The sequence below is a fragment of the Streptomyces sp. NPDC047515 genome, from assembly GCF_040643055.1.
GTDB lineage: Bacteria > Actinomycetota > Actinomycetes > Streptomycetales > Streptomycetaceae > Streptomyces.
The window spans coordinates 1-17,362 of sequence record NZ_JBEYTM010000093.1 but is presented as its reverse complement, the minus strand read 5'-3'; the positions used below and the strand labels follow the sequence as shown (position 1 = coordinate 17,362).

The 17,362-nt window shown below is 68.7% G+C and carries 18 protein-coding genes and 4 pseudogenes; 18 read left to right on the top strand and 4 right to left on the bottom strand.

Features of this window, described 5'->3' with window-relative positions; all coding sequences use genetic code 11:
• Together ABZ826_RS36925 and ABZ826_RS36920 are read right to left on the bottom strand one after the other, a co-directional pair.
• The coding region (locus ABZ826_RS36925; protein WP_361458612.1) for a hypothetical protein at positions 1 to 242 on the bottom strand (242 nt) is incomplete at its 3' end.
• 112 nt (positions 243 to 354) lie between these two features.
• On the bottom strand, positions 355 to 1,032 hold the full coding sequence (locus tag ABZ826_RS36920; RefSeq protein WP_361458618.1) for a hypothetical protein: 678 nt from the start codon (positions 1,030 to 1,032) through the stop codon (positions 355 to 357).
• A gap of 147 nt (positions 1,033 to 1,179) precedes the next feature.
• Between ABZ826_RS36920 and ABZ826_RS36915 the strand changes: the two genes are divergently transcribed.
• The 15 genes and pseudogenes from ABZ826_RS36915 to ABZ826_RS36845 all read left to right on the top strand — a co-directional run.
• Complete coding sequence (locus tag ABZ826_RS36915; protein ID WP_361458610.1) at positions 1,180 to 2,235, top strand: DUF4073 domain-containing protein; 1,056 nt, start codon at positions 1,180 to 1,182, stop codon at positions 2,233 to 2,235.
• Between the two features lie 180 nt (positions 2,236 to 2,415).
• Positions 2,416 to 2,730 (top strand): annotated as a pseudogene (locus ABZ826_RS36910) (transposase); the annotation flags it as partial.
• Between the two features lie 742 nt (positions 2,731 to 3,472).
• A complete protein-coding gene (ltrA, locus tag ABZ826_RS36905) occupies positions 3,473 to 5,197 on the top strand; it encodes a group II intron reverse transcriptase/maturase (RefSeq protein ID WP_361458616.1) in 1,725 nt (574 codons plus the stop codon).
• Positions 5,198 to 5,277: 80 nt separating this feature from the next.
• Positions 5,278 to 5,754 (top strand): annotated as a pseudogene (locus tag ABZ826_RS36900) (transposase); the annotation flags it as partial.
• A gap of 173 nt (positions 5,755 to 5,927) precedes the next feature.
• A pseudogene (locus ABZ826_RS36895) lies at positions 5,928 to 6,089 on the top strand (IS630 family transposase); the annotation flags it as partial.
• Positions 6,090 to 6,118: 29 nt separating this feature from the next.
• Positions 6,119 to 6,808 (top strand): hypothetical protein, encoded by a 690-nt coding sequence (locus ABZ826_RS36890; RefSeq protein WP_361458608.1) that lies wholly within the window; start codon positions 6,119 to 6,121, stop codon positions 6,806 to 6,808.
• The gene (locus ABZ826_RS36885) at positions 6,805 to 6,984 is read left to right on the top strand and encodes a hypothetical protein (protein ID WP_361458606.1); all 180 of its coding nucleotides are present in this window, start codon (positions 6,805 to 6,807) and stop codon (positions 6,982 to 6,984) included. Before ABZ826_RS36890 ends, ABZ826_RS36885 begins: the two co-directional genes overlap by 4 nt.
• Before the next feature lie 13 nt (positions 6,985 to 6,997).
• A complete protein-coding gene (locus tag ABZ826_RS36880) occupies positions 6,998 to 7,186 on the top strand; it encodes a hypothetical protein (RefSeq protein ID WP_361458604.1) in 189 nt (62 codons plus the stop codon).
• A 29-nt stretch (positions 7,187 to 7,215) separates the two neighbouring features.
• Positions 7,216 to 7,443, top strand: coding sequence for a hypothetical protein (locus ABZ826_RS36875; protein WP_361458602.1), 228 nt, complete (start codon positions 7,216 to 7,218; stop codon positions 7,441 to 7,443).
• A gap of 292 nt (positions 7,444 to 7,735) precedes the next feature.
• A complete protein-coding gene (locus tag ABZ826_RS36870) occupies positions 7,736 to 9,016 on the top strand; it encodes a molybdopterin-dependent oxidoreductase (protein ID WP_361458600.1) in 1,281 nt (426 codons plus the stop codon).
• Positions 9,017 to 9,020: 4 nt separating this feature from the next.
• Positions 9,021 to 9,584: a hypothetical protein gene (locus ABZ826_RS36865; protein WP_361458598.1), complete on the top strand. Its 564-nt coding sequence runs from the start codon at positions 9,021 to 9,023 to the stop codon at positions 9,582 to 9,584.
• A gap of 109 nt (positions 9,585 to 9,693) precedes the next feature.
• The gene (locus ABZ826_RS36860) at positions 9,694 to 10,296 is read left to right on the top strand and encodes a methyltransferase domain-containing protein (RefSeq protein WP_361458596.1); all 603 of its coding nucleotides are present in this window, start codon (positions 9,694 to 9,696) and stop codon (positions 10,294 to 10,296) included.
• A 60-nt stretch (positions 10,297 to 10,356) separates the two neighbouring features.
• On the top strand, positions 10,357 to 12,186 hold the full coding sequence (locus tag ABZ826_RS36855; protein WP_361458594.1) for a glycoside hydrolase family 15 protein: 1,830 nt from the start codon (positions 10,357 to 10,359) through the stop codon (positions 12,184 to 12,186).
• Between the two features lie 56 nt (positions 12,187 to 12,242).
• A complete protein-coding gene (locus ABZ826_RS36850; RefSeq protein WP_361458592.1) occupies positions 12,243 to 12,704 on the top strand; it encodes an ATP-binding protein in 462 nt (153 codons plus the stop codon).
• Positions 12,705 to 12,880: 176 nt separating this feature from the next.
• Positions 12,881 to 13,153 (top strand): annotated as a pseudogene (locus tag ABZ826_RS36845) (transposase); the annotation flags it as partial.
• A gap of 52 nt (positions 13,154 to 13,205) precedes the next feature.
• Here ABZ826_RS36845 and ABZ826_RS36840 read toward each other — a convergent pair.
• Together ABZ826_RS36840 and ABZ826_RS36835 are read right to left on the bottom strand one after the other, a co-directional pair.
• Complete coding sequence (locus tag ABZ826_RS36840) at positions 13,206 to 14,033, bottom strand: hypothetical protein (RefSeq protein ID WP_361458590.1); 828 nt, start codon at positions 14,031 to 14,033, stop codon at positions 13,206 to 13,208.
• A gap of 66 nt (positions 14,034 to 14,099) precedes the next feature.
• Positions 14,100 to 14,606, bottom strand: coding sequence for a SigE family RNA polymerase sigma factor (locus tag ABZ826_RS36835; protein WP_361458588.1), 507 nt, complete (start codon positions 14,604 to 14,606; stop codon positions 14,100 to 14,102).
• A gap of 306 nt (positions 14,607 to 14,912) precedes the next feature.
• On the opposite strand from ABZ826_RS36835, the gene ABZ826_RS36830 reads away from it, so the two are divergent.
• The 3 genes from ABZ826_RS36830 to ABZ826_RS36820 all read left to right on the top strand — a co-directional run bounded on the left by ABZ826_RS36830 (position 14,913) and on the right by ABZ826_RS36820 (position 17,215).
• Positions 14,913 to 15,254 carry a PadR family transcriptional regulator gene (locus ABZ826_RS36830; protein ID WP_361458586.1) on the top strand — a complete coding sequence of 114 codons (342 nt, stop codon included), beginning with the start codon at positions 14,913 to 14,915 and terminating at the stop codon, positions 15,252 to 15,254.
• Positions 15,251 to 16,210: a hypothetical protein gene (locus ABZ826_RS36825; RefSeq protein WP_361458584.1), complete on the top strand. Its 960-nt coding sequence runs from the start codon at positions 15,251 to 15,253 to the stop codon at positions 16,208 to 16,210. Before ABZ826_RS36830 ends, ABZ826_RS36825 begins: the two co-directional genes overlap by 4 nt.
• 159 nt (positions 16,211 to 16,369) lie before the next feature.
• The gene (locus ABZ826_RS36820; RefSeq protein WP_361458614.1) at positions 16,370 to 17,215 is read left to right on the top strand and encodes a phosphatase PAP2 family protein; all 846 of its coding nucleotides are present in this window, start codon (positions 16,370 to 16,372) and stop codon (positions 17,213 to 17,215) included.
• The last annotated feature ends 147 nt before the right edge of the window (positions 17,216 to 17,362 follow it).

Below are 17,362 nucleotides of genomic sequence, written 5' to 3'. Positions count from 1 at the left end.
CGGGGCAGCACCGCCGCCGAGCTGCGGCCCGACGCGTCCGTGGTCACCAGCACCTTGTCGCCGGTGACGAGCGTGACCGACACCTGCTTGCCGCCTGATGCCGTGGCACCGCTGCCGACGACGGGCCGCTTCCCCGAGGCACCGTCAGGCGGCGAATCCGCCGCCCCGGAAGGCGCGACCGCAGTGACGCCCAGGACGGCGGCGGTCGCCGCGCCCAAAGCTATACGCGTTATGGAGTGCATGAATCTCCCCACTTGATAACGTGAACATGCCAAGCTGCGGCTGCATCCTGGCAGACATACAGATCGCGTAGGGATGCCGTGCGTGACGGGTTTCCCACGTGGCGGTATTCCGTCACGCGGTCACATCAACTGGTTCGTCAGCTCGGTGGGGCTTCGGGCCTGGCAGGTGGGGGTACGCCGGGCCGACGCTCGCCCGGATGATCTCGCCGAAGGGGGCACGCGGGCAGACCGTCGGCGCTATCCCGCCGGTGGCCCTGCCGGATGCGGCAGGGCCACCGTGCGTCATGGGGTGCTGTGCAGGTGGCCTCGCCGGGCGGTAACCAGGACCCGCCACCGCTGCCGGGTGGTCTGTTCTCCATCCAGCCAGTGCGCCGGCGAGGGGGAGGCCGGCCAGGAAGTGGGCGATGTCGGTGTAGTACGCGTAGTCGCCGCTGCGGGTGAGCTCCTCCAGCCGGGCAATGTCGTTTCGGACTGCAGCATCGTCGCCGCGCACGGTGTGGTGCAGGGCGAGGGCGAGGTCCAGCAGCACCGCGGCCGCGGTGACTCCGGCGGTGGTGATCTCCGTCCGCAGCAGGGCGGCGCGGCCGTCGATGGCGGGACCCTGGGCGCCGGCGTCGCGGGCGAGGGCGGCGCCCAGGGCGGTCAGGGTGGTGGCGCGCTGGTCGAGTACGGCCTGACCTCCGGGTTCGCCACGGCCCGCATGTACACCGGCCCCGTCCGACCGCGCGCCGAGCAAAGGATCTTCGGCGTCACCACGCTCGAACTGGGCTAGACAGGCACCAAGGAACATTGACCGCGCGGTGATCTCGGGAAGGTAACTGAGCTAGACCAGTTAAGCCCGCGGTCACCTCCGATACGTTGGCAGGCCATCGCGACCGGTAACGCTCGAGCCGACCCACCACCCGTACACGGGGGAGTCGCTTTGGAGGAAACACTGATGGATCGCAGATCGTTCATGGCCACGACGGCGAGCGCGACGCTCGCGGGCGGCGCGCTCGCCGCGACCGGCTCCGTGGTCTCCGCGCCCGCGGCCGACGCCGCACCCGCCGCCGAGCTCGATGGACAGCGCCGCGGCGACGGCGGGACCGTGCGGTTCAATATCATCAGCGACATTCAGGGTGACCTGTCCGACTTCGGCAAGGCCCTCGACGACCTGCACTCGGTCAACCCCGGCAGTGCGGGCCTCGGCATAGCCGGCGACATCACCCCGCGCGGCTACGACTTCGAGTACGCAGCCGTCCGCCAGACCCTGGACAAGCACCCGCACCCCAAGAACGTGGCGTGGGCGATCGGCAACCACGAGTTCTACGTACCGAAGTACAGCGACCCGAACACCCTCGCCCAGGCGACCTGGCCCAACGGCACCACCGAGGACTCCCTCTTCCGCAGCTTCTACAACTTCGCGGAGCGCAACAAGGTCTACTCGGAGACCTCCTTCGGCGGCGTGCCCGTCCTCAGCCTCGGCACCGAGCGATACTCCCACTACCACGACGCGAAGCTGTGGGACGACGTGTGGATCAGCGACGAGCAGTTCGCCTGGCTCGAGGACCGGCTCGCGTACTGGGCGCGCCGCCGTCGTCCCGTCATGGTCCTGACCCACCACCCGCTGCCCAACACCGTGTCGGGCACGCACAACAGGCTGTACCTGAGCGACTACCTCCAGCCCGACCGGCTCCTGTCGATCCTGGGCCGCCACAAGGACGTGTTCCTGTTCTCCGGGCACACCCACTGGGACCTCAACCTGTCCGACTGGGTGGTGCGCCGCGTCGTCCCCGGCACCGGCAACCTCGAAGGGTTCACCGTCGTCAACACCGCCGCCGTGGAGGTCGGCTGGATGGACGACGGCAAGGGCGGCGAGGTCTCGCTCGGCGGCGCCTTCAACCAGGGCCTCCAGGTCGAGGTGGGCCCCCGCTCGGTCGTCATCAAGGCACGTGACTTCACCACCGGCACCTGGCTGAAGCAGCTGACGGTCCCGCTGCACACCTCCGCCTGACCGGTCGCCGGGGGCGGGCGCGGCACAGGGGCACATGTCGGTGAACGACTAGTAGGGCTTTGTTAGGTACCCCGGATGATCAAGCAGGAGTAGGGTTGTGATCTTCTTTCAGGTGTGACACCTGAGGAGATGGAAGAGGTTCGTCCGCGTCTGGAGGCGTTCGCGGCTCAGATGCTCGGCTCGCTGGCCCGTCGGGACCAGCGGGCCAAGGGCGAGATGTATCTGCGTGGGCTGATGCTGGACGGCAAGCGCAAGTCGATGCAGCCGATGGCCGATCGCCTGGGCGTGGACCACCAGCAGCTGCAGCAGTTCGTCTCCTCCTCGACCTGGGACTACTCCAAGGTCCGGGAACGGGTGGCCCGTTGGGCTGCGGCGCACATCTCTCCCCAGGCGTATGCGATCGACGATGTCGGCTTCCCCAAGGACGGCTACGACTCGCCGGGGGTGGCGCGGATGTACTGCGGCGCTCTGGGCAAGCGCGGCAACTGCCAGATCGGCGGTGCGACGCGAGGTCGCACGTAGTGAGTGGTTGCGTTGGAAGGAGGTCGGCGTCATGCCGATGACGTAACTCGGGCCAGTGTCCAAGGCCCGTTCCCTCCCCGACGTGCGCCGCCGGTAACGGCGGGGTGCGAAGCTCGGGGAAGAAGCCCAAGAGCTCCCGTTCCGCCCGGGGGCCACAGGCAAGGAAAAGACCGGACGGGTGAAGCTCACTGAACCCTCAACGATGCTCCGTGATGGCAAGCCTCGCAGGTGGAAAGCAGCAGCAAGGTGCAGGACTGGCCGCTGAGAAGCGGCAGATGGCGGTCGAAGACTCCGAGTCGGCCGGGAGGACACCATCGTCCCGGAGTAATGAGGGCGCCCACCCCGGTCGCATCTCACACGTGTGGAACGCGACAACCCCGTTGAGGTCCGGACCGATTGATACGTCCGGTCAGCCGACCGTAAGGAAGGCCCAGCTCCCCAGCGGGTGCAGGACGGCCCAGGAAGCCAACGCCGGTATGCCGAAAGGCGGCAGGAAACCGGGACAGACATCGGCGCCTGCGCCGAGTCCCGCATAACTGGCCGGATACGGGCAGATGCCCGGACCCGAAAGGGTGCTGACGTGGGCCGGGTGAGCCTGTGAAGGACTCGACCGAGCAAGAGACCGGAACCGAAGGGCAAGTTGGACACCGTGACGGTCACACCCGCTGCCGATCCGGCGGCGAACAGTACCGGCCCGGCGAACGGACCGGAGGACATGCCCCTCGACTGGGATGCCATCGACTGGCAGGCCCAGGAAGGGTCAGTACGGCGACTGCGGCAGAGAATCTTCACGGCATCGCAGGCAGGGGACCTGAAGAGGGTCCGCAATTTGCAGAAACTGATGCTCCGTTCCCTGGCCAACACGCTGGTCAGCGTGCGGCGGGTCACGGAGATCAACGCAGGACGCAAGACGGCCGGGGTCGATGGACAGGTTGTCCTGACCGCTCCGGGCAAGACGGAGCTGGCCCACTGGGTCCAGCACCGGACCGGCCCGTGGCAGACCCGGCCCGTCAAGCGGGTATTCATCCCCAAAGCAGGCGGCAAGAGACGCCCGCTCGGCATTCCCGTGATGGTGGACCGGGTCCAGCAGGCCCGGGTCTCACAGGCACTGGAACCCGAGTGGGAGGCGCGGTTCGAGCCGAAGTCGTACGGCTTCCGGCCCGGCCGCGGCTGTCAGGACGCGATCGCGGCAATCTACTGGACGGCCAAGGGCAAACGGGCCCACCGCCAGTGGGTACTGGACGCGGACCTGGCAGCGGCGTTCGACCGCATCGACCACGCACACCTTCTTCAGCAGCTCGGCACGCTCCCCGCGCGGGAGCTGGTCGGGCAGTGGCTGCGAGCGGGTGTGGTCGAGGACGGCCGGCTCACTCCGACCGAGGAGGGAACACCCCAAGGCGGCGTGATCAGCCCGGTCCTCTTGAACATCGCTCTGCACGGGATGGAGACGGCTGCGGGAGTGCGATACCGGCAATCCGGCCGCCGTGCCGGGGACACCATGCCGGGCTCCCCGCTGCTGGTGCGATACGCCGACGATCTCCTCGCCCTGTGCCACTCGCGGGAACAGGCCGAGCAGGTCAAAGCGAGGCTCGCCGAGTGGCTGCGGCCCAGAGGGCTGGTCTTCAACGAGGACAAGACGCGCATCGTCCACCTCGAAGAAGGCTGTGACTTCCTCGGCTTCACGATCCGCCGCTATCACGGCAAGCTACTGATCAAACCGAGCCGCGATGCCGTCAGACGGATCCGGAACAGGCTGCGCACCGAGGTACGGTCCCTTCGCGGGGCCAACGTTGCTGCGGTGCTGCAACGGCTCAACCCGATTATTCGGGGATGGTCCGCCTACTACCGGAGTGTGGTCGCCAGCGAGATCTTCACCGCGCTGGACGACTACATGTGGAAGCTCACCTACAAGTGGGCGACCCGCGCTCACCCGAACAAGCCACGGCACTGGGTCACCGCCCGGTACTACGGCACGTTCAACAAGTCCCGGCAGGACCAGTGGGTGTTCGGTGACCGCGATAGCGGCGCCTACCTGCTGAAATTCGCCTGGACGAAGATCGTCCGACACCAGATGGTCCACGGCGCGGCGTCCCCGGACGACCCCGCCCTGGCCTCCTACTGGGCCGAACGGCGCCGCACCGGTGCACCCCCGCCGATCGACCGCGCCACCTTGCGTCTGCTCCAGGCGCAGGACGGACGGTGCCTGATCTGCCGGGGCCTGCTGCTGCCCGCCGATGACCCGCCCTCCAGCCCCACCGAGTGGGAACACTGGCTGCGGGACACCCGCAAGGCGATCACCACAAGGAGGATCGCCTATCGCGGAGTCGACACGTCGGACGGAGTGCAACTCCGTCTTGTCCACTCCTTCTGCCAGCGACGGCTCGCCACTGGCAGAAACACTGCGGCACTGCACGTCTGCGCGCCTTCGGGGCTTGCTTGAGCCGAGCTGCGGGGAAAGCCCGCACGGCCGGTTCTGAGGGGGGACCGCCGCAGCAATGCGGCGGTCCTACCCGACTCAGCGTGAACCTGGTCAGCGACCGCGCCTCCTCCGCCATCGACTGGCGCCTGTTCCTTCCCGAGAGCTGGGACGACACCAAGCACGGCGAGGACCTGCTGCTGGCCGAGGCCATCCGGCGCCGCCGCGCCAAGGCGGGCATCCCCGACGCGGCACGGCACCGGGAGAAGTGGCGCCTGGCCCTGGACATGCTCGACGAAGTACGCGGGGAATGGGAGCTGCCCGACCTGCCGGTCGTTGCCGACGCCGGATATGGCGACGCCACCGGCTTTCGCGAGGGCCTGACCGAGCGCGGCCTGACCTACGCGGTCGCGGTCAAGGCAACCACGACAGCGCACCCGGGCGACGCGACGCCCGAGCGCCCGCCGTACTCCGGGCAGGGCCGCCCTCCCGTGTCCGCCTACCCCCAGCCGCACACCACCCTGCGCGCCCTGGCCCTGGCCGCCGGACAACCGGCCACCCGCACCGTCACCTGGCGCCAGGGCAGCAAAACCACCAAGCGCAACCCGAACGCCGAAATGCGCTCGCAGTTCCTGGCCCTGCGGGTTCGCCCGGCCAACCGATCGATCCGGCGAAACGCCGACGGCGTGCTGCCCGAATGCTGGCTGCTCGTCGAGTGGCCACCCGACTCCGCCGAGCCGACCGACTACTGGCTCTCCACACTGCCCACCGACACCACGCGCTGGAGAAAGACATCCGAATCTGGATCAAGACCTGGAACGAGAACCCCCGCCCCTTCGCCTGGACGAAGAGCGCCGACGAGATCCTCGAACGCCTCGCCGCATATCTTGATCGAATTCCTGGCGCAGGACACTAGAGCGTGAAGCCGCGGGGCGCGTGGGCGCCGTGACCGACTGGGAAGACTTCGACTGGGTCGTGTGGCGCATCAATGTCGACGACCCCGAACAGCGTGTCACCGAACCGTATGGCGACGCTGGGATGGCACCGGACCTGGCGGAGCACACCCGGGGGCCGATGACGGAGCTCGCCGCCTCGCTGGGCTGCGTGTACGAGGACTGCTGCGACGACGACTCCTACGGCGACGACGTCCACTACTACGCCTGGTGGGTGCGTCTGCCCCAGGCCGAGCACGCCAGGCGTGGCAAGGACGGCATTCCGGTGGCCGTCGACCGGCTGCGCCAGTACCTGGTCACGGTGCTGCCCGACCAGCTGCCGTGGGAGATCGTTCCCGACCGGGAGCGGACCGTCGACCACGCCGCCAGCAGCGCTATGCGCGACGCCTACACCGATCTGATCGTCCCGTTCGAGCAGGCACTGATGCCGCTGCGCGTGGACGGGGCCGACGAACTCGAACCGCGGGCCAGGTCTGGAAGTGGGAAGAACACGTGCTGGTCGGCACGTTCGACCTGTGGCTGTGCAACGACCCGGACGCCCCGCATGTATGGATGGTGGTCAGCGTCGGGCTGTGGACCGAGCCGCAGCTCTTCGAGGAAGAACGCGCGGCCGACCTGGGCCACTTCGGCTTCACCCCGCACCACCCGCTGCTCTTCCTTCCCAGGCCGCCAGCACCGGTGACCTTCACCGCGCGCGTCACCTCCGGCTCCTTCCCGAGCAAGAGCTCATCAAAGACGAAGGCCCCCGACGCGATCGGAGCGGCCCACCAGTGGACCGCAAACGACCCCACCGTCCTGGCCGAGCGCGTCGCCCGGGACCTCAAGACCCTGCTGCCCCATCTCACCGACCAGACCTGAAAGGGGAGGACCGGTGGCCTCCTACGCGAAGGACCCGCGCTGTATCGCCATGGCCGAAGCCGTGGTGCCGCTGCTGCGCCGCAGCTGTCCGGAGGGCGCCGGCGGGTACGGCGGCTCGTACCAGGTCAACCTGGATGACGAAGAAGCCGTCCGGCTGGGCGGGGCGGAGCTTCCAGCCACTCCACCTGCCCAACCGGCGTGAACTGCGGCAGCGGGGTGTAGCGCAGACCTGTGCGGCACCGCGAGGATGGGCAGAACATCGGGCGACAGTCCGTCGCCTACACCTCGGACGGTGCTGAGGACGTCGACGCGGTCGCCCTCCGGGCCGTACTGGCAGCCATTGAGCAGCCGCTGTCCGGGACCGTGGTCGCCGACCGGCTGCGCCTCGTCGAACAGTGGCACGACGGCGCGCACATCACGTGGAATCCGATCGCCGCGGTGCCTCTCACGAGAGTCTGACAGGGAGGGGACGACCCCCTCCACCGTGATCAGCCTGAGGATCCTCCCACCCCGTCAGCCAACGTGACAGCGCCGTTCGTGTTGTTCATGGGTCCGAAGCGGTGTCCAACATGCCGGAGCGGGCCGCCCGCGTCAGCATCGGAGTGTGCGGGAAACACTCGGAATTCGGGCGGATGGGCGGGTGGTGTCAATGGCGGATGAGGAGGGCGGAGCCCGTCCAGCACCACGTCGTGGCGGCTCTGCGCCTCGGGGGCGAACGCCGCATGAGTTTCCGGGTTCGGCCCTGGGGAAGGTGTTGGCCATTGCGCGGAGTCGGCCGCCGGGTCCGTTCCGCCCTGGGTTCTGGCGCAGTCCGTTGCGTGGGCCGTGGCTGACGGCGGTTTTCGGGCTGGTGTTGCTGGTCGGTATCTCGGTGCTGTTCGTGACCGGTCTTCTGTCGTATGCCGCCTACAATCCCGGGCTCGGCCGGGTCAATGATCACACGCCGGGCAAGGGGTTGCTGGGTTTCTATCTGTTCACCTGGCCCACCCATCCTTATTGGCTGTACCGGGTCACGCAGGGCGTGCACGTCACCTTGGGCGTCGTCCTGATTCCTGTGCTGCTTGCCAAGCTGTGGTCGGTCATCCCGAAGCTGTTCGAGTGGCCGCCCGTGCGCACCCCGGCCCATGCCGTCGAGCGGCTGTCTTTGCTGCTGCTCGTCGGGGGCGCGATCTTCGAGTTCGTCACCGGGCTGCTGAACATCCAGCTTGACTACATCTTCCCGGGCTCCTTCTACACGCTGCACTTCTACGGCGCGTGGGTGTTCATCGCCGCTTTCATCGTGCATGTGGGCCTGCGGATCGGCCGGATGCGCCGTGCTCTGCGCTCGCGCAGCCTGAGTGCGGAGTTGCGGACGGACACGGCCCACACCGAGCCCGAACCACCGGACCCCTATGGCCTGGTCGCCGCCGTGCCCGCCGCGCCGACCATGAGCCGGCGCGGCGCCCTGGGCTTCGCTGGGGCCGGGTCGCTCGCGCTGCTGGTGGTCACCGCCGGACAGAGCATTGGCGGCCCGTGGCGCCGCACCGCCCTCCTGGCCCCGCACAACCGAAACCCGGGACGTGGCCCGAACGGCTTTCAGGTCAACAAGACCGCGGCCGCCGTTGGCGTCACCGCGGCGGCCATCGGTCCTGCCTGGCGACTGCACGTCCACGGGAGCGGGCCCGCGCTCACTTTCACCCGGGAGCAGCTGCTCAAGATGCCCCAGCACCGGGCGGCCCTGCCGATCGCCTGCGTGGAGGGCTGGTCCACCGACGATCAGCACTGGTCCGGCCTACGGCTGCGAGATCTCGCGGAACTAGCCGGCGTTCCCCACGCGGGCAGCGTGATGGTGCAGTCCGTCCAACCGGGCGGCCCGTTCAGCAACGTTCTGCTGGCCGGCAACCAGATCCACGATCCCCGTTCGCTGCTGGCCCTGCACGTCAACGGCGCGCCGTTGTCCATCAACCACGGCTATCCGGCCCGGATCATCGTCCCTGCCAACCCTGGGGTGAACAACACCAAGTGGGTCGGCGCTCTCACCTTCCGGACGTGACCTGATGACCCGTCTCCTGCGTTGGTACGGTGCCGGCCCCGCTCATCTGCTCGCCATGGTCGTCAGTTTCGCCGTGGCTGCCTACGCTGCGGTGCAGTTGCTGACGGGGCGCACCCTCGCGGTCGCGCTGTGGTTCATCGGCGCGGCCCTCCTGCACGACCTGGTCTTCCTTCCGCTCTACAGCGGAGCCGATCTCACCGCGCAAACCGTACTGCCGCCCCGAAAGGACCGAGCGCCGAAACGAACATGGGTCAACTACGTGCGGGTTCCGGTGGCCCTGTCCTGTCTGTTGCTCCTGGTGTGGTTCCCGCTGATCCTGCGCCAGGCGCAGCCGTACCACGGCGACACGGCGCTCTCTCCGGACGTGTACCTGACCCGATGGTTGGTCATCACCGCGGTCCTGCTGGCCGCCTCCGCCGCCCTCTTCGCCCTGCGGCAGCTGCGTGCCCCGACCCGACATGCGGTTGTGCTGGCCTCCTCCGCCCTCGGGCATCTGCGCTACCGGGCCAGCCAACGCCGTGCTCGCGACCAAAGCCGCCCCGGGCGTTCGAAGCGCGATGGGCAGTGAACACGGGGAACCGCCGGTCTCGGGCGAGACGCGGCCGCATCGCGCCTGGCGGGCCGGACCGCATCAGGTGTTGTCGTGTCCCCGCCCGATGGACCTCTACGCTGCCGCCTTGCGTGCGCAGCGTCCCTACCTGTGTCTGCGCCACTCGGATGGGCGGCTGCTGCCGCTGGACCTGGAACGGTGGCGGGGACCGGCTGACGCGGCGGATGAGGAAGTGGTGGACCGCTGCCAGGGCCCGGCCCTCGACGTGGGCTGCGGGGCCGGCCGCCTCGTCCTGGCCCTCCACCGCCGCGGCATTACCGCCCTCGGCCTGGACACCACTCCCGCCGCCGTCGCCATGGCCACCTCAGCAGGAGCCAATGTGCTGCACCGCTCCGTCTTCGCCCCCGTCCCCGGCGAGGGGCAGTGGGCGACTGTCATCCTCGCAGACGGCAGCATCGGCATCGGTGGCAATCCGCTAGCCCTGCTGCGCAGGCCCCGCGGACTGCTCGCCCGCCGCGGCTCTTTGCTTCTGGAGGTCGAAGATGAGGACATCTACGAGCACCGGGCGTACGTCCGCCTCGAAGACGGCCGAGGCCGGCGTAGCCGCCCTTTCCTGTGGGCTCGGGTGGGCAGCGCGGCAGCTCACCGTCTCGCCCCGGACGCCGGATTCCATGTGCAGGAGGCATGGATCGCCAGCGGCCGCCAGTTCCTCACCCTCGAACCGGCGTGAGGGCGAGTACGGTGCGCGGGACATTGGTCGGGCAGGCTGGGCCGTGACGGGCTGTGGCCGGTGAGCGCACGACCGATCGGTGACCACGCCCTGCTGTCCGACTGTTGCTCGGCCGCCCTGGTCACCTCCGACGGCTCGGTGGACTGGATGTGTCTTCCCCGGTTCGACAGCCCGGCGATCTTCGCCCGGCTCCTCGACGAGGATGCCGGTCACTGGTCCATCCGCCCTGTCGGCCCTGCTGACATCAGCCGCCGGTACGTCGAGGAGACCCTGGTACTGGAAACGATCTTCCGCACGACCGGCGGAACGGTGGTCCTGCGCGACGCGCTCGCCTTAGGGCGGCGGGAACGCGGACACGCACTCGGCACCGCCTCCCCCGGCATCCTCCTGCGCCAGATCACCTGCACCGAAGGAAGCGTGCCCGTCGAGATCACCTACGCGCCGCGCCCGGAATTCGGCCTCGTGCACCCGCTTCTGTCCCCCGTTAGGGGCGGGCTTGCGGCCTACGGGGGCGCCCACATCCTGCGGCTGTCCAGCCCTGTCGACTGGACGGTGAGCGGGTCCACCGCGCACGCTCAGATCACACTCCGGGCATCGGACCGCCTCGCCTTTGCACTGCACGTCACACCGGCGTGGGGAAGCAAACCGGTGCGCTGTCGCGCGTGGCATGTCCGGCGGCGCCTGAGCGACACCATCGACGGCTGGCGCTCATGGTCCCGGCTCCACCGCGGCTACGTCGGCCCCTGGCAGAACGAAGTGGGCCACAGCGGACGCGTGCTGCGCGCCTTGACCTTCGCCCCCACGGGCGCCGTCATCGCCGCGGTCACCACCTCCCTGCCCGAACAAGCCGGCGGGACGCGCAACTGGGACTACCGCTACACCTGGGTCCGCGACGCCAGCTTCACGCTCCAGGCGCTGGCCACCGCCGCCTGCGAGAAGGAGAAGGACAAGTTCTTCGGCTTCCTCGCCCGCGCTGCGGCAACCCAGCTCGGCCGGGGAGTGGACCTGCAGATCATGTACGGCATCGGCGGCGAACGCGACCTGAGCGAGCGCACCCTGCCCCACCTGACCGGCTGGCGCGATAGCGCCCCCGTACGCACCGGCAACGACGCGTGGCGCCAACGCCAACTCGACGTCTACGGCGAACTCCTCGACGCCGCCCACCAGACACTCCCACCCGACGGGCACCTCGACCCACCCACCCGCGCCTTCCTGCTCCAAGCAGCCGAGACAGCCGCCCGCCGCTGGACCGAACCCGACCAGGGAATCTGGGAGCGACGCGGGCCGAGCAGACACTTCCTGCACTCGAAACTGATGTGCTGGGTCGCCCTGGACCGCGCCATCGCCCTAGCCCCGCTCCTACAGGCTGGCGAACGCGTACCCCTCTGGCGGCGCGAGCGCGACCAGATCCGCCAAGCCATCGAACGGCGAGGATGGAATCCCCGCCTGGGCGCCTTCACCCAGACATTCGACAGCGACGACCTGGACGCCTCCTCCCTGATGCTGCCCATCGTCGGCTTCCTGCCCCCACAGGACCCCCGCGTCCAGTCCACCGTCCTGGCAATCGCCACTCACCTCACCGACCACCACGGCCTGGTCCGCCGCTACCTCGGCGACGAAATCGACGAAGGCGAGGGAGCCTTCCTGCTGTGCACCTTCTGGCTTGCCCACGCCCTCGCCCTCATCGGCCACCCCACCCAAGCTCGGCAGGTCTTCGACACCGCTCTCGCGCAAGCCAACGACGTCGGCCTGCTGGCCGAGGAAGCAGATTCCACCACCGGAGAAGCCCTCGGCAACTTCCCCCAAGCCTTCAGCCACATCGGACTCATCAACGCAGCCCGCGCCATTCGCGACGCCGAACAGCAACCCGCACCACCAACCAAGCACTAGCCTGAACCGTTCCGGGTTCGGTAGAGGCTCGATCTTTTGGAAGGATCGAGTCCGTTATGGCGAAGCAATACCCGACGTACCGAAACATGGGCAAGGGCCAAGTTCAAGTGACGTACCAATTGGTGGAGGGGAATCTCCCGCTGACTCTGCAGGGCACGTTCAAGCCGTGGGCTATTGGAGTAGGCCACAGCAAGATCCTGCTTCGCGGATTGTCGGGGGGCGAGGAGGGGGATGCCCCTCGGGTCTTCGACGTCTTGTTCCAGGACGTCTCCCGAATCTCGCTGGCTGATCGGTACGCAGGCCTCAGCCTGTCGGACGCGGGCCCGGAAGCCTTGCGCACCGAAGAGCGGAGGGCCGGGCGTAGCTGGGGAGAAGTCTTCGGAGACGAGACCGTGGTCGCCGCCATGATCGACCACCTCGTCCGCCACGCCGAGGTCCACTCCCTCAAGGGCGACTCGTTCCGCATGCGAGGACGTGAACTCGGATGCGTCCCCACCGCCACCACCGACAACGACTGAACCAACCAAACCGAAGACACCTGGGTCAGATGTCAACCGACCGAAGTGGGTCCAATTTCAGCCGCCGCCGACAAAGAGGGCGTTATGAGGCTTGATTTCCGTTCTGTGGTCGCCTGATCGTGTGATTCTGGAGCGATTCTGCTGGTCGGTGGGCTTGGCTGTGCTGGGGTGGCGGGTTGACTGAGCGCAAGCCGTACCCGAGCGACTTGTCCGACGAGCGGTGGGCGTTGATCGAGCCCGTGCTGGCTGCGTGAAAGGCCGGGCGGCCCTCGGTCACGGGCCACGAGGGCAGGTACGAGATGCGGGAGATCGTCAACGCGATCCTGTACCAGTTCCGGACGGGTTGTCAGTGGGCCTACCTGCCAGGCGACCTGCCGCCCGGCGGCGCGGTGTACTACTACTTCGGCCTGTGGCAAGACGACGGCACCGACCAGAACCTCCATGACCTGCCAGCGCAGCAGGTCATGGAGGTTCTGCCCTCATTTTCGGCAATGCAACGGGTCAGCCGACGGCACCGAGGATCGGCGCCCAGGTGGGACCGGTGAGTGCGGCCACCGCCTGCTTCTGGGAGAGCGGGGGAGCGTCACGGGTCGGCTTCGGCCTGTTTCCGCTACCGAAGTCGCCGGCGGTGTTCCACTGCACCATCTGAAGCTGGGCGCCGGTCGACTTCAGGGTCACCGTCGTCGTCCAGCGGTGAGCGATGTCGGAGTCGGGGACGGGGTCGGCACCGATCGACTGCCTTTCCGCGATCTTCTCCGACATCACCAGGGCTCCGCCGGGAAGCGCCGCGCTGCTCGGCAGCTCGCTCAGCTCGCAGGTGTCGCCGACCTCAGCACGCCCGGCCGTATGGTCGCAGTTCAGCCCTTCGCCGTCCCTGAGCGGCAGCTTGAGCCGCAGGGCCGAGACACCGACGTTGGCGGCGCCGTGCCCGTCGTTGACGTCCACTCCGCCGTTGGCGACCCACCCGCTGGACGGATTCGAGGGGTCGTTGCTCTGTCCGTCCTCCTGGCCGAACCGGCTCCCGGGGAACGTCTTCTTCACAGCGTCGATCATCTGGGTGCCGCTGATCGCGGAACGGGGCATCGCCAGCGCCACCGTTTCCATGTCGGATCCTGCGGAGCGAGTCCCGGCGAGCGCGCCGGGGAGCACCAGGCCGGCTGCCGCGATCGCGGCGCAGGCGCCGACCCCGGCGATGACGCCGGCGCTGCGCCGACGCCGACTGCGGCTCCGCCCGCGCTCGACGGCTCCGCTCGTGAGCGTGGTGAGATCGGGTTCGAGGGAGTCGGTCGTGCGGTCCAGGGCGTGTGCGAGGTCTGCTTCGAATGGCATGCTGGCGTCACCTTTTCTGTCGCTGATGAGGATTTTGCGGTGGGTTTGACCTGTGTGCACCGGTGTTCAGTGCGGAACCAGGTCGGACAGGCTGTCGCCGAGCAACGCGCGCACCCTGTTGAGTGCCCGGGTGCCCTGGGAGCGGACCGCGCTGCTGCTCAGCTTGAGTATCTGGGCGGTCTCCTTGATGCTGTGGTCCTCCCAGTAGCGCAGCAGCAGCACCGCCCGGTCTCGGGGCGGCAGTTGGCCGAGCGCGTCCAGCAGGGTGAGCCGCAGTGCGGCGTCCGGGCCGGCCGCCGCGTTGTCGGGCATGTTCCCGATGGGGCGCTCGCCGGTGCTTCGCCGACGCCGCAGGGTGAGGGAGGTACGGACCAGAACCGTCTGGGCGTAGGCCGCTGGGCTGTCCGCTTTGGACACTCGCTTCCAGTGCACGTACACCCGGCTGAGGGTTTCCTGGACCAGGTCCTCGGCAAGATGCGTGTCGCCGGCCGCGAGGACGTACGCCGAGCGGTACAGCGCCTTCGCCCTCGCGGCCACGAACTCCAGGTACTGATCCTCCTGTGCTGATTTCACTCGGCCCCCGCCTGTTCTCTTGTTCCGTGATCCCCGCGCATACCCCTCTTGACTACGTGAGACGGCAGGATGTCGCGCGGCAGGAACACCTTCTTTTCCACCGCTGCCGCGTCAGCAGTGCTCCGCGGGGGTCGGAGGCACGATGCCCGGCCCGACGGGGGCCGACTGGGGTGCGTCGTCGGTACCTCTCAAGTCTTCGCCGAAACCGGCCGGTCGGGAGAGGCGACGCTTGCCGCGGGTGTGGAGGCGCTGCCGGTGACCGCAGAGCCAACGGATATATCTCGTTGCTCGATATATGCTCGATGTATGACGCGACAGAATCCGTCCTTGACGGAACCGCAGTACTTCATCCTTGCTGCGCTCATGGACGGGCCGTTACACGGTTACGGCATCATCAAGGCTGCCGAGCAGGCCACCGACGGGCGGCTCCGGATCGCTGTCGGCACTCTCTACGGTGCGCTGGAGCGGATGGAGCGGGCCGGGCTGGTGGTCGCCGATCATGAGGAGATCGTGGGCGGGCGGGCGCGGCGCTACTACCGGCTCACCGAGGACGGCACCGAGGTGCTCGGCCGGGAGGCGCTGCGGATGCAGCAGGCGGCGGCTGTCGTCATCGGGCGCTCGTGGGATGTCGGGGTGGCCCGGGCATGAACCGTTTGCTGCTTGCGGCTTATCCCGAGTCCTACCGTTCCCGGCAGGGAGAGGAGTTGCTGACCTGCCTGGCCGAGGCCTATCCCGGCCGTTCCTGGCCGCCGCCGCGGGAGATTGCCGCCCTGGTGCGCGCCGGGGTGCAGGCCCGTGCCCGTGCCGCCGTTGACGACACGGCCCGGCCGTGGTGGCTGGACGGCGTCCATCTGGCGGCCCTTGCCCTCGCCGTGCTGGCGCTGGTGCCGTACCTGCAGGATGTGTGGCACTGGGCACTGCACATCGATCCCGGCCAGCATGCCATCGCCTTCCACTTCGCCGGCTGGTACCCGTGGGCACAAGGGCCCGGCACGCAGACACGGCTCCTGCCCTACGGGCTGCTTCCGCTGGTCTGCCTGGTCGCCCTGCTGCGCGGTAAGCCGTGGATCGCCCTGCCGGCCGCAGCGGCGATGATCTGCGTCGGTGCCACGTTCAACAGCAACACGTTCTTCGGCGACGAGGGCAAGGTGGGCCTGGGCTACTACGGGCTGGGCGCCCCGATAACGGCCCGTGACCTGATGCTGTCGGGGACACTGTTCACCGCGTGCACCGTGCTGGCAGCCTGCCGTCCCGGCCAGCTGCGGCGCCACTCGTACCGCTGGCTGGTCCCCGTCGTGCTCGCCATGTCCGTGGCCGGGGGCCTGCACATCATCTCCGTCGGTTCGGTCTTCCAACGCGGCCTGTTCGCCCTCGAAGTCGCCTCGCTGATCGCCGCGTGGCTGGCGACGGCGGCCACCGGCGACTACCGGTGGCTGATCCCCGTCGCAGCCTTCGCGATCATCCGCACGCAGGCGATCGTTGTCCAGCCGAACTGGTTCATGAACTCCCTGCCGAGCCTGGTCGTGCTCCTCCTCCTGATCGCGCCCCTCCCAGCCCTGGCGATCACCGCCCAGCGCCGGCAGAGCCAGGCGCTCCTCAAATAGGAGCAGATCCCCGTGGGCTGGCCGAGCCCGTCGGCCCACCGCGTGCCAGAAGAGGCGCGTGACCGAACTGCCCCCCACGAAGAAACGGAGAAAGCGATGACTCGGCAAGATCCCTCGACCCTGTCCACGCACCCGGACACCCCCGGCCAGGTCCCGGGAATCACGACCGAACCCAGCCTCTCGCGGACGATACGGCCACGGGTCTCAGCTCCGCTGTACCTTTTGGGGCTCCTGGCGGTCTACCTGATCGCTGTCTGCACCCCGTTTGGGCAACGGGCGGAAAACGCCCTGATCACCGAAAACGCCGGCGGCGAACCGGCGTGGATCTACCACTGGTCGGGACTAGTCTACGATTCGCCGGCCCTGCCGCCGCTAGACGACACCGCCATGCCCACCCTGGTCGCGGGCATGGCGGTCATCGTGGCCGTCACCCTGGTGCGGAGATGCTGGTGGCAAGGCTGCGCGGCGGCCGGAGTCGTCATGGTCACGCTCGGAGTCGCGGAGCTACTCAGCAAGGTGATCCTGCCTCGCCCCGATCTGGTCGACGCGCGCGTCTCCCTCACCGAGGCGAGCTTTCCCAGCGGACACGCGGCCATCCCCGCCGGGCTGGTTTTCGGCGCCGTCCTCGTCGCTTCCCCCCGCATCCGCCCCTACGTCACCGCGGCCGGCATGCTGTGGCTCGCCGTCACCGCCGGCGCCGTCCAGGCCACCTACCAGCACCGGCCCAGCGACGTACTGGGGGCCACACTGCTGGCCTGCGCGTGCTACAGCCTCGCGGTCCGGCTGCTGCCACCCGCCGCCGCACCAGACGTCACGCGGCGCCCCCGTGCGCTGCCGGCCATCGCCCTGGCGCTCTCGGCGGCCGGCGCGCTCGCCACCGGAGCACGAAATGACTCCGTCACACAATCGCTGGTCTTTGCAGCAGCGGCCTTCCTGTGCGCGGCCCTGCTCTGGGCGGAGGGGCCCGTACACACCGCACGCCGCACACGCCCCGCAGTGCGCTGACCGACCAGAGGACCGCACGCTGGCGCTGACCGGCAGCTGTACCGCCCCGAACGGCGTTGTCACGTTGTTGGGTGTGTGGGTGTCTGACGGTGTGTCGAGGTGTGGTGGGGCCGGGTGTCGGCCCTGGGCTCAGGCCGCGGCAGGCCG